Raw genomic sequence first — 13,794 nt, 5'->3', positions numbered from 1 at the left:
ATTTTGAAATTACAGCAACTCGTTTTATTTTTAGGACTTTTAATAAGTGCTTCCAGTAGCGGCCAAAATGAAGCGGCTAATTGGAACTTCGGAAATAACGCTAGTTTAAACTTTAGCTTTGGCTATCCCATTGCACAACAAGGCGCTTTAATTGATACCGAGGAAGGCTGCTCCTCCATTTCAGATAATTTAGGAAATTTACTGTTTTATTCAGACGGTATAACCGTTTGGAACCGCAACCATATGGTTATGCGCAATGGAACGGGTTTACTGGGAAACAAATCGGCTACCCAATCGGCTTTAATTGTTCCAAAACCAAACGATGATTTTATCTACTATATTTTTACGGTTGATGATCGCGCGGGAACGGATGGTTTGCGATTTTCTGAAATCGATATGCGTTTGGATAATGGATTAGGTGCTCTTACCGACCAAAAAAACATACTTCTTGAAAGCCCTGTTACAGAAAAAATAACAGCTATTGAAAGTTCCGACGGACGCAGTATTTGGGTAATAGCCCACAAATGGCAGAGCAACCAATTTATATCTTTTTTAATTTCAGAAACCGGAGTTAACCAAACACCTGTTATTAGTGCTGTAGGTTCGGTTCATGGCGGCGCAATTAATAAAACTATTGGCTATTTAAAAGCGTCACCCAATAGGGAAAAGGTGGTATCCGCTAGATCGTATACCAATAGCGAAGTGCAAATTTTCGATTTCGATGCCACGCAAGGCATTCTGTCCAATCCGGTAACTATTTCGAATTACAACTCCGATAATATTGGCGCCTATGGTTGTGAATTTTCTCCAGATAGTACCATTTTATATATTTCGGAAATAGACAGAGACAATAATGTTTCAAGCATATACCAATACAATTTAGCCCTAAACACGGAAACGGACATTATAAACTCGGCCACCATTATAGCGCAAGAAAGTAGTAAACAGTTTGGTGCACTGCAACAAGCCATAGATGGCAGAATTTACGTTGCTGTAAAGGATGGTCAATATTTGGCTGTTATTACCAACCCCAATACACTTGGAACGGCAGCTAATTTTGAATTAAATGGCGTTTATTTAGAAGGCAACACCAGTCAATTTGGGCTACCGCCATTTATTCAATCGTATTTTTTTGCTACGAATATATTCAGAAACACCTGTTTTGGTAATACCACAGAGTTCAATATTGATACATCCACCGTTATCGACAGTATAACCTGGGATTTTGGCGATCCCGCATCTGGAAGTAACAATACGGCAACCGTTCAAAATCCGACCCATGTGTACACGCAACCTGGCCAGTATGTTGTAACCATTACTATTCAAACCGAAGGCGAAACGCAAGTTGTTTACCGTAGCTTAACCATTTCTGAACAACCAGAACCCTTGGATTTAGCGCCTTTAGTAGCCTGTAGTTCCAGCAACAATCTTCCCAATTACAACTTAACGGATGCCATTCCTGAAGTTATACTAACTAACCCTAATATTGGCGTTGCTTTTTATGATAATCGGGCCGATGCTGAAAACCGCGTTAACGCCATCGCAAACACCAGTAATTACCAAAGTACATCGGGTAATGAAACACTTTATGTTAGGCTTCAGAATATAGCTAGTTCAGATTGCTTTAGCATTAGCACTTTGGAATTAATTAGTACCTTGCCGCCCGCTATAGAGCCCTACGAAACGGTTTTTTTCTGCAAAAACAGCACCGAGGACAGTATTAGCATTAACGTAGGTAATTTATCGGAACCACTATCCAATTATAGTTTTTTATGGCTAGAATCATTAGAAACTACCCCTGAAATATCAGTAACAAATACGGGTACGTATCGGGTAAGAATTGCCCTAAACACAACTATAACAGACGAAAATCCCGATGGGTGTTATGCTGAAAGGGAGGTAACAGTTAGTGCCTCTAGCATAGCAACCATAACTAATTTACAAATTACTGACAATAGTGCCACTGTGTACGTTATGGGCTTGGGAAATTACGAATATGCGCTAGATAACCCGGACGGACCTTACCAAAACAGTCCAACCTTTACGGGTTTAAGTACAGGTATGCATCGCATTTATGTAAGAGACACCAATAATTGCGGATTGGAATCTGTTAGTTTTACAATTATTGGTTTTCCAAAATTTTTCACACCCAATGCCGATGGGGTTAACGATCGTTGGCAGATTGAAGGCGATGCCACGCAATTTTCACCAAACACAAAAGTATCTATTTTTAATCGCTATGGTAAACTGATAAAGCAACTGGATCCTAATGGCGAAGGTTGGGATGGCTTTAGTAACGGGGAGCCTGCTATAACAGACGATTATTGGTTTTCGGTAATTTTAAAAGATGGTCGGGTGTATAAAAGTCATTTTACCTTAAAACGATAAGCAGAAAAAATTGTACATTTAAAACTGTAACACCAAATCATGTTCCAGTTAAAGAAATGTTTCATTAGCTTATTTTGCCTGACTAGCTGCTTTGTGTTTTCACAAGAAATGGCACTGTTCCAGCAGTACAGTGGTCGTGTAGATTATTTGGCTATCGGCAATACGCTCAATCCATTTGAAAATAATTTAGACCGCAGTTTCTGCGAAATTCTAACAGAATCTGCTGCCGAATTAACACTAAATCCCGACTGGAATATTGTGGCAGCTTACCTGTATTGGGCTGGCTCCGGCTTGGGAGATACTAATGTCCGCTTGAATAACAGCCTCTTGACTGCTGAAGACACCTACCAAGTTACTTACAACGACCCTACCTATGGACCCTTAACATATTTTTCTAGCTATGTTAATATAACCGATTTTTTACAAACCAATGGAAACGGCCTGTACACCTTTACAGATTTAGACATATCCGAAACACTGCTCTCAAATAGTGGTTATTGTAACAATAGAACCAATTTTGCTGGATGGAGCATTTATGTTATTTATGAAAACGCCGACTTACCAATAAATCAAATAAATTTATTCCAAGGACTTGAAATAATTAATAGAAACGTACCTGAAAAAACCATTGTTTTAAACGATGTGAATGTTTTAGATAATAATGGTGCTAAAATTGGCTTTCTAGCCTGGGAAGGCGATGCCAATCTGGATTATGGCGAATCCATTTTAATTAACAACAATTTGCTGTCCAACCCACCCTTAAATCCGGGTAACAATGCCTTTAACGGCACCAATTCCTTTACAGGCAGCAATACGTTTTATAATGGCGATTTAGATGTTTACGCCATTGAAAACAACATTGCAATAGGCGACACACAAGTGGCCATTACCTTAACCACTGGTGCTTTGGACGATTTTGGTGTATTACGAGCCGATTTAATTATTTTAAACAATATTGTTACCGTCTTAAATAGTCAGTTACCAGATGCCACAGTTGAAATTAACACCTATAATGTGCCATGTGCCAGTCGTAATCTAGAGGTTAATTACACTATTTATAACAATAACGCCACCGATATTTTGCCTCCTGCAACACCCATTGCCTTTTACGCCAATAACACTTTAATTGCCCAAAGTGCCACCGAAAATACGATAGCTATAAATGGGTTTGAGACACAAAGTATAACCGTAAACATACCGGAAACCATTGCAGATAGTTTCACGCTACAAATACGCGTGGACGATACAGGTAACGGCACCGGCTTGGTTACAGAGTTAAATGAAGGGAACAATACTACCAACCTACCCATAACGCTTTTGGCGCCGCCAGAAGTTATTAGTTTAAACCCTCTAGAAAATTGCGACATTGGTTTTAATAGTGCCGTGTTTAACTTAACCGAACAGCTTCCGCATATACACGTTGAAAACATAGAATCAGTTGGCTTTTATGAAACGGCCACCGATTTATTTAATCTTGAAAACAACATTTTAATACCCGAATACTACAGAAATACGGCACCTTTACAAACCATTTATATCCGCGTTGACACGGAAACCTGTTTTAATTTCTATAAATTCGATTTAATTACTAAAAACTGCCCCCCTATTATACCACAAGTTTTTACACCCAATCAGGATGGTTTTAACGACTGGTTTCAAATAGAAGGCCTTTATGATATTTTTGAAAAGCACCAACTGCTTATTTATAACCGGTGGGGAACGCTTATTTTTGAAGGTCATAATAATTTGCCGTGGTACGGTAATAGCAACAAAGGTAGTTTACACCGGGGAAAAAGAGTTCCTGTGGGCACCTATTTTTACGTGCTTTATTTAAACGACGGGAACTACAAGCCTGTTAGCGGTTGGGTATATGTTACCTATTAAGAACTGTTAAATGTATCAAAAAATAATTGCATTTTGTCGACTAATTATGTCTTTCGTCTATAATTTTTCGTATATTTGTCTCGTTTTTAGATACCTACAAAATCCATTTGAACCCTACAAGAATGAAATATGCCCTATTTTTTACATGTCTGTTTTTAGCCAGCAACAGCTTTTCGCAACAGATTTCTATTGATGACAGCCTACCCGTTCAGCAACTAATTGAGGAGCGGCTTATTAGTGGTTGTGTAGAAATTTCAAATGTACAATCTGCCGTTAATGGTTCGGTAAACAATATAAACAGTTTTGGTTATTTTGAACGTGGTAATTCGGCATTCCCGTTTCAAAATGGTATTCTGTTATCCACAGGCGCTGCTGTATCGGCAGGTAATACCACAAACAGCAATCCTTTAAATGACGGTGATTTAAACTGGGGAACAGACAACGATTTAGAAACTATCTTGGGTATTACAAACACGCTAAACGCCACGACTATCGAATTCGATTTTATTTCCGTTTCCAACCAAATTCAATTTAATTATATTTTGGCTTCCGAGGAATATTTTGATAATTACCCATGTATCTATTCTGACGGATTTGCCTTTTTAATTAGAGAAGCTGGCTCCACCGATCCTTATGTAAATATAGCGGTAGTTCCTGGAACAAACGTGCCGGTAAATACCAGCACTATTCATCCAGAAATTTTGGGGTTTTGTCCCGCAGACAACGAAGCATATTTTGAAGGATACAGTTTAGGAGATACTAATTTTAATGGACGAACAACCGTACTTACGGCAGCTGCTACTATTCAACCTAATGTGCCGTATCAAATTAAACTTATAATTGCGGACCAAACAGATCAAAATTTCGATTCGGCTGTTTTTATTGAAGGTAATAGCTTTAATGCATCTGTAGATTTGGGTCCAGATGTGACAACCTGTGCAGATAATCTGATATTAGATGGCGATATACAAAACCCTTTAGCCACTTATGTATGGTTGGATAATAACGCTCCTATTCCGGGTGAAACCAGTCCTACATTAACCGTTACCGAATCCGGAACGTACACTGTTTCGGTTAGCATTCCGCTAAATAACACTATTTGTACTATTGAGGATACAATTAATGTAACCCTAAACTCCGAACAGGCCGCTGAAGCTATTCCCGATTTTGAGGTCTGCGACGACCCCACTAACGACGGAATCTACACCGTAGATGTATCTGTAATGGACGCCGCTGTTCTTGCCGCTGTACCCCCTGGCAATTACACTATTTCTTACCATTTTAACAGTACCAACGCCCAAGACGGTAGTTTTCCTATTACTGCGCCATTTCAAAATTCCAGTAACCCCCAAACCATATTTGTACGCATTTTGGACATTAATACTGGCTGCCTAGCATTTGGCTCCTTTAATATTTTAGTTAATCCAGTTCCAAACATTACGCCACCAGACCCACTAGAAGTTTGCGACGATGGTAACGGCGATGGCATGACACAAATTGATTTGTCTGCTAATAATAACACCATTACCGGCGGTAATCCCGACTATACTGTAAGTTATCATTTTAATCAAACAGATGCAGACACGGGAGCAAATCCTATAGAAATGCCTTACACCAATAGCTCTCAAACAGATACTGTTTTTATTCGGGTTGTTAATGCGCTTACAGGCTGTGTAACTACCACCACGCAAGAAATAACGGTTTTGGAAGGTCCGCAAATTAATAACGAAACCCAAGTTATAGACGCTTGCGAACAGGATGAAGATGGTTTTGAAACCTTCGACTTATCCAGTGTTATTTCAGATGTCTTAAATAGCTTAAACAATGTAACTACAAGCTTTCACATCACCTATGAAGATGCGCAAACTGGGGCCAACCCCATTGAAGATATTACCAACTATACCAACACAACGCCACAACTTCAGGTTGTTTACATACGTGTGGTAGATAATCTTACCGGCTGCCCAGCTATTGCCAGTATCGAGTTGCATGCTAATTTTCTAACAAATAGCACCAATATTAGAGATTTTGCGGTGTGCGATGACGAATCCAATGACGGCATTGCAGATTTTAATTTGGAAAACATAGCTACCACCATTTCCAATGGATTAGAAGACACCACGGTAACATTTTTCGAAAACGAAACAGACCAGTTAAATAATGAAAATGCTCTGGATGCAAGCATTCTTTACCAAGTTACTAATGCGCCCCAAACGTTATATGTAACCGTTGCAAATTTAGATTGTAGTATTAATTCTGAAATTGCATTACTCATAGACCCCGCTACTATACTAAATCCGTTGCCAGCCACCACATATTGCGATACGGATACAGATACCTTTGCCTCCATTGACATGTCCAGCTTTAACAGCTTTGTTTCTGGAAGTATCCCAAATGCCACGGTAAGCTATTTTGAAACAGAACAAAATGCATTAGATAATACAAATCCATTACCACCATTTTACAACAACACCAGTAACCCGGTTACTGTATTTGTGCGCGTTACCAACAGCGTTACCGGTTGTTTTGATGTTGAAAACCTAGAAATACTTGTACTACCAGCTCCAGAAACAAACCAGCCAACTAACGCCATTATTTGCGACGACGACCAAGATGGTATGACACGCCTTAATTTAGAATCCAAAATATCTGAAATTGTTAGTAACACCACCGATTTAAACCTATCATTTTACAACAGCTTGGCAGACGCCGAGAACGACACGAACCCAATAAACAATACCACCAATTACAACAGTGGTACAGAAACCATATTTATCCGTATTGAACGTATAAGCACGGGCTGTTTTAGTGTTGAAAGTTTTGATGTTATTGTAAATACCTTACCCGTATTTACAAGTATTTCAGACTTTAATGATTGCGAAACAGATGGCAATCAAATTGGCGCTTTTATTTTTCAAGATAAAGATGCCGAAATTTTAAATAATCAGGTTGGCAAACGCGTGCTTTACTTTGAGACACCAGAAGATGCCTTAAACCGTACCAATAGTATAGATAAAACAAGTGTGTATGAAAACACTTCAAACCCACAACGCATTCATGTAAGGGTAGAAAATATTACCGATACAGCCTGCTTTGGTGTTAGTAGCTTTTTAATAGAGGTAGGTTCCTTACCTATTTTTACACCTCCAACCGATACCTTTTTATGTGACGATATTTCCAACGATGGCCAAGAAACATTCAACCTCACTGCCATCCAAGACCAAATGAGTTTAAATAGTCCGGAAAACCTAACAATTACTTTTTACGATAGTCTAGAAAATGCCACCAATGCTATAAACGCACTGCCTTTAAATTATACCAACCAAAACAATCCGCAACAAATTTACACCCGAATTGAAAATGGGACATTTTGTTATGGTATTGCAGAATTTGGGCTAAATGTTATTCAGGTACCACGCGTTAACCAGGCATCGGAAATGGTACAATGCGACTCGGATAACGATGGGTCTACCAGTTTCAATTTAACCGTTGCAGAGTTAGAAGTGCTTAATATCAGGCAAAACGATATTTTGGTAACCTACCACGAAAACATAGCCGATTTAGAGGCCAACACAAACAATATACCCAATCCAGAGGCTTACAATAATATTGAAAATCCGCAAACTGTTTATATCCGTGTTACCAATACCGTATCGGCTTGTTATGTTAGTGTCCCATTAAACTTACGTGTTAATGTACCACCCACTATTAACCCTATTAACGCGTATCCAGTATGCGAGACACCCAACAATACCGTTAATTTGTTAGACACTTATGAAACTTTTATTGGCAACCAACCCAATGTAAACCTCAACTTTTTCGCCACCGAAACCGATGCTCAAAACAACGAAAATGCTTTAAACACCACTTATAATTACAGTTCCAATAGCGATATTATTTATATTCGGGCCGAGAATACCCAAACAGGATGTTTTGCTACTAGTTCATTTGTGTTAACAGTTAATCAAAACCCAATAGCAAATACACCACCAAATATGGAGGCTTGTGATACGGATTTTGATGGGATGCTTATTTTCGATTTATCGCAACAAACAAGATCTATTTTAGGTAGTCAGAATGCTGCTAATTTTACCGTATCATATTTTGAATTAGAGATTGAAGCCTTGGAAAACAACAATCCTATTGCCAACTTAAATTACAATGCGTTTAACGAGCAAACCATTTATGTACGGGTTCAAAATAATGCAACTGGCTGCTTTAGTACCACTAGTTTCTTAACCCTAGTGCAACGCAAGCCTTTTGTTCAAATTCCAGATCAAACGGTATGTTTAGATAATTTGCCGCTTGTAGTAAGTGCCGATACTGGCTTTGAAACAGATACCTACTTATGGTCCACAGGTGCCAGAACATCAGAAATTGAAATCACAGAAATTGGCATGTACTCTGTAACCGTAACAACCGATTATGGTTGCACAACTACAGCTACCTTTAACGTTATTGAGTCCGAACAGGCTACCATAGAATTTACAGAAACAGTAGATTTTTCCGATCCCAACAATATTACAGTTACCATAAGCGGTATTGGCAATTACCTGTATATTTTAGACAATGGCGTACCACAGCAATCCAACATTTTTTACAACGTTTCTTTAGGGCCACATACCATAGAGGTAATCGACTTAAATGGTTGTGCATCTGCTATTAAGGAATTGGTTATTATTGATGCCCCACGCTTTTTCACGCCAAACCAAGATGGCCAAAATGACACGTGGCATATTACAGGCGTAGACCAAATACCGGGCACTATTGTTTATATTTTTAACCGATATGGCAAACTGCTTACAACGTTAAATCACACCTCCGTTGGTTGGGATGGTACCTACAAGGGACAAAACATGCCTACAGATGACTACTGGTTTTTAGCGCAAGTAAAAAAAGGCGATATCGCTTTTGAAGTAAAACGCAATTTTACCCTAAAACGCTAATAAAGGATTTAACATAAACTTATCATAAAAGCAACAAGCGCTGTGAATTAATAACAATTCTTATTCCGTATCTTTGCAGCCCAATTGCAAAAAATGAAACCGATATTTTTTATACTTTTCTGTCTATTTACATCCCTGACTTGGGCACAAAACGTAGAAGTTGATGCGCGTTTGTACACACCACAGGAACTTATTGAAGAGGTATTAATTGACAGCGAATGTATTTCAAACGTTGTTGTAACGAATGCCGTTAGCGGAGATTTTAATGGCAACGATTTAAGCTACGGCTATTTTGAGGCGAATAATGCTTCTTTTCCATTTCAAAATGGCATTGTACTCTCAACTGGACGGCTAGCCAATACAGCAGGTCCAAATACCACTTTAAGCGATGATGACGCACCCAATTGGAACGGAGATAGCGATTTAGAAACTGTCCTAAACGAAACCAATACTTTAAACGCTACCATTCTAGAGTTTGAATTTGAAGCCATAGCAGACCAAATTAGTTTCCGATATATTTTTGCTTCAGAAGAGTATCAAGAAGGGAATGCCAATACTTGTCAGTATTCCGATTTATTTGGCTTTTTAATCCGCCCCGTAAACCAATCGTCTTACACCAATATTGCTGTTGTTCCTAACACCAATACACCCATAAAAGTTACCACCGTTCACCCGGGAATACCAAATAGTTGCGCACCTATAAACCCACGTTATTTTGGTAGCTGGAACGGCCCAGAAGCACCTATAAATTTTAATGGCCAAACCGATATTTTAACAGCAGTGGCTAACGTCGTTCCCAACACACGCTACCATGTAAAATTAGTTATTGCAGACGAACAAAATTACCGCTACGATTCGGCTGTTTATCTTGAGGCGGGAAGTTTTCAATTACGCTCCAATTTGGGTCGCGACCTTTTAATTGCGGATAACTCGGCACTTTGCACCGACCAAACCATTGAGCTAAACGCCTTTCAGCCCGGAAACAATACCTACAGATGGTTTCGAAATGGACTTGAAATTACTAACGAATCAGGTCCTACCTACACGGTAACAGAGGCGGGTACCTATGAAGTTGAGGTAATTATAGACGGCAGGTGTTTAAGTACAGGCCAAGTTACCATAGAATACGACACAAATCCCGTAGTAAGTAATACCACTTTGGTGGCATGCGACTGGGATTTAAACGGACGCACTACCTATAATTTATTTGATGCCGAACCAGCTATTGTAAACGGTAACACCCAATTGGATGTTAATAGTTTTTATGAAACCTTTTCTGGAGCAGAACAAGGCGGCGCAGACCGTATTGCAAATCCAACAAACTACATTAGCTCGGGAGCTTTACAACCTGTTTATGCACGTGTAAATAATGCTAATGGCTGCGTTTCTGTGGCGGAAGTGACATTAGATATTGCCGATAACATTATTGATTTAGCATCTTTTTCAACCTGCGATACCGATAACGATGGCGTAGAAACTTTTTCTATTTCAGAATTAGAGGCTCATGTATTAGCGCACCCCGATGTGCCCAATTCGGCTTTCGTTTCCTTTTACCCGACCCAAAATGATTTGGAAAATCAGCAAAACGAAATTTTAGGAAGTTATAGCAACACCACCAGCCCTAATCTAGATGTATTATACCTTCAAATTACAAATAATAATCAGTGTTTTGCTTTTACTTCGCTTACTTTAAATATTTCTAAAAAACCGGAACTACCTAGCGATGAAACCGTTTTTTATTGTTTAAACAAGGCGCCTTTACCTTTATCTCTTTCGGCGGGACTTACAGATAATCTGCCAAATAATTATTCGTACCAGTGGTTTTTTAACGGAGCCGATTTAATGCAAAATACTTCTCTAATTCAAATTAATAACATAGGTACTTACACGGTAACCGTTACAAATACAGCAGGTTGTGCAAGTACAAGAATTATTAGCGTTTTACCATCCAACCTGCCAACAATTGAGGATATTGCTATAATGGATGCCTCATCAAATAATAGTGTTACAATAACAGTTTCGGGCGATGGTACCTATGAATATGCTTTAGATTTTGGAACCTTTCAAAACAGCCCTACCTTTTACAATGTTTCGGCCGGCCTGCACAGCATTACGGTAAATGATGTAAACGGCTGTGGCTTTGTTTCCAAAGAAATATCTGTTTTAGGTTTTCCAAAATTTTTCACACCAAATGGCGATGGCATGAATGATATGTGGAGGCCCATAGGTTTAAATCCGAGAACGGCACAAATGCAAATTGCTATTTTTAATAGGTATGGCAAACTTATAAAACAGCTTAACAGGGCCAACGCTGCATGGAATGGCACTTACGAAGGTCAGCTTTTAGGGGCAGACGATTATTGGTTCCGGGCTACACTTCCTAACGGAAAAATTTATACCGGGCATTTCTCATTAGTGCGCTAAACCCTTGTCTATATATTTTTCAAGTCTCTAAATATTTGCTACTTTTGATGGCTATTTCCACTACCATGAAGCCTTTACAATTTATTACCATTCTTATTTTTTTCGCAGTTAGTAACATGTTCAGTTTTACTGCTGGCAGTTTACATAATCCAGATGTAAACACCACTTTTTCCAATCCGTGTCCGGCACCCGAAATAACTTCATTTTATCCTTTAACAGGTGGGGAAAACACCATGGTTACCATTTACGGCAACAACTTTACCAACGCGGCAACTGTAGCTTTCAATGGTATACCAAATGGCTTCAATATTATTAGTGATACTGAAATTACGGCTTGGGCCGTATCTGGCACAAATGATAGCGCCACTATTTCTGTAACCAGTTCTGGCGGTTGTACGGGAAATTCAGCAACTGAATTTGGCTTTATAAAATCGGAGTGTACCGATAGCGATATCTACATATCTGAAGTGTACGATGCAGAAACAGGAAGCTATGCGGTTATAGAACTTTTTAACCCAACAACTAATACCATAACTCTGGACAACATGTACTTAATAGAACGCTATGGCGATATTGGCAATGCAACGCCCAGTCAAACCTATACTATTACCGGTACTATTGCCTCGTTAGATACGTATATTATTTTGTTAGGTAATGGCGCTATATGCTCGGGTTTAACAGCAGATTTTACAGTAGACACGGGAATTAACGATAACGACGAATTTAAGTTATTAAAAAATGGAACCGTAATAGATGTTGTTGAAGCCCCAAATGAACGTGGTTACAGCATTATTAGAAACCCCGATGCCATAGCTCCCAACAACACATACACACCTTCGGATTGGACTATAAATTTAAATGAAACATGTTCCAATTTAGGCACGCATACAGCAGACCCAATTACAAATAATCCGCCGTCCTATGTGCAACCAAACTGGCAATATACCTGCGAGAATGGTGATGCTGAATTTGCTATTTCTATAGCTACAGGGACATACACCTACCAATGGAAAATGTTAGATATTTCGGGAAACTGGGTAAATGTTGTTAATGACGCTCAACATTCTGGTGCACAAACTGATACGCTAACCTTAAATAATGTACCAGGGAGCTTTAATAACAATCAGTATTATTGCGAAATTTCATCAAGTAATTGCACCTACCTTACAGATGTTACAATTTTGTTCGTTTCTACGGTAGATACCATGCAAGATCAAGAGGTTTGTACAGATTACACCTTGCCACCATTAACAAACGGTAATTATTTTACAGGAACTAACGGAACGGGAACACCGCTTTTTGCTGGGAATATTATAACAAGCACCCAGACTATTTATATTTATAACGAGTCCGGCACCGCGCCTAACATCTGCTTTAACGAATCTAGTTTTACGGTTAGCGTTTTAGGCACGCCTCCTGTTGATGTTTTGGCCAATCAAACAGTTTGTACCGAATATATTTTACCCGTGTTAACCCATGGTAATTACTATACAGCACCCAACGGAGCTGGCACGCAATTAAACCCTGGTCAGGTTATTCAATCCACACAAACCATTTTTATTTATAATATCATTGGTACGCCACCCAATACCTGTTTTAACGAAAGTAGTTTTACGGTTACCATTATTGGAGCGCCTTTGGTAGATACCATACAAGACCAAGAAGTTTGTACAGATTACACCTTGCCACCATTAACAAACGGTAATTATTTTACAGGAACTAACGGAACGGGAACGCCGCTTTTTGCTGGGAATATTATAACCAATACGCAAACTATTTATATTTATAACGAGTCCGGCACCGCGCCTAACACCTGCTCTAACGAATCTAGTTTTACGGTTAGCGTTTTAGGCACGCCTCCTGTTGATGTTTTGGCCAATCAAACAGTTTGTACCGAATATATTTTACCCGTGTTAACCCATGGTAATTACTATACAGCACCCAACGGAGCTGGCACGCAATTAAACCCTGGTCAGGTTATTCAATCCACACAAACCATTTTTATTTATAATATCATTGGTACGCCACCCAATACCTGTTTTAACGAAAGTAGTTTTACTATCACCATTATTGGAGCGCCTTTGGTAGATACCATACAAGATCAGGAAGTTTGTACAGATTACACCTTGCCAGCATTAACAAACGGTAATTA

At 39.0% G+C, this 13,794-nt stretch carries 5 protein-coding genes; all 5 read left to right on the top strand.

Going from position 1 to position 13,794, the window contains the following annotated elements:
* The first annotated feature begins 3 nt into the window (after positions 1-3).
* Positions 4-2,388, top strand: a complete 2,385-nt coding sequence (locus ACFSQP_RS00610; RefSeq protein WP_376891027.1) for a T9SS type B sorting domain-containing protein — start codon at positions 4-6, stop codon at positions 2,386-2,388.
* A 93-nt stretch (positions 2,389-2,481) separates the two neighbouring features.
* Positions 2,482-4,272 carry a T9SS type B sorting domain-containing protein gene (locus tag ACFSQP_RS00605; RefSeq protein WP_376891026.1) on the top strand — a complete coding sequence of 597 codons (1,791 nt, stop codon included), beginning with the start codon at positions 2,482-2,484 and terminating at the stop codon, positions 4,270-4,272.
* Between the two features lie 122 nt (positions 4,273-4,394).
* Positions 4,395-9,218 (top strand): T9SS type B sorting domain-containing protein, encoded by a 4,824-nt coding sequence (locus tag ACFSQP_RS00600; RefSeq protein WP_376891025.1) that lies wholly within the window; start codon positions 4,395-4,397, stop codon positions 9,216-9,218.
* Between the two features lie 93 nt (positions 9,219-9,311).
* On the top strand, positions 9,312-11,642 hold the full coding sequence (locus tag ACFSQP_RS00595; protein WP_376891024.1) for a T9SS type B sorting domain-containing protein: 2,331 nt from the start codon (positions 9,312-9,314) through the stop codon (positions 11,640-11,642).
* 47 nt (positions 11,643-11,689) lie between these two features.
* Positions 11,690-13,794 (top strand): lamin tail domain-containing protein (locus ACFSQP_RS00590; protein WP_376891023.1); only part of this gene is annotated, 2,105 nt, incomplete at its 3' end.

The organism is Bizionia sediminis (genome assembly GCF_042684585.1).
GTDB classification, from domain to species: Bacteria; Bacteroidota; Bacteroidia; order Flavobacteriales; family Flavobacteriaceae; genus Algorimicrobium; species Algorimicrobium sediminis.
The sequence above is the reverse complement of the archived record's forward strand: the minus strand, read 5'-3'. Positions and strand labels throughout refer to the sequence as shown.

Excerpts from the sequence above, each read along its gene's own strand:
- ACFSQP_RS00600 (WP_376891025.1), top strand. The coding sequence starts at position 4,395 with ATGAAATATGCCCTATTTTTTACATGTCTGTTTTTAGCCAGCAACAGC.
- ACFSQP_RS00595 (WP_376891024.1), top strand. The coding sequence starts at position 9,312 with ATGAAACCGATATTTTTTATACTTTTCTGTCTATTTACATCCCTGACT.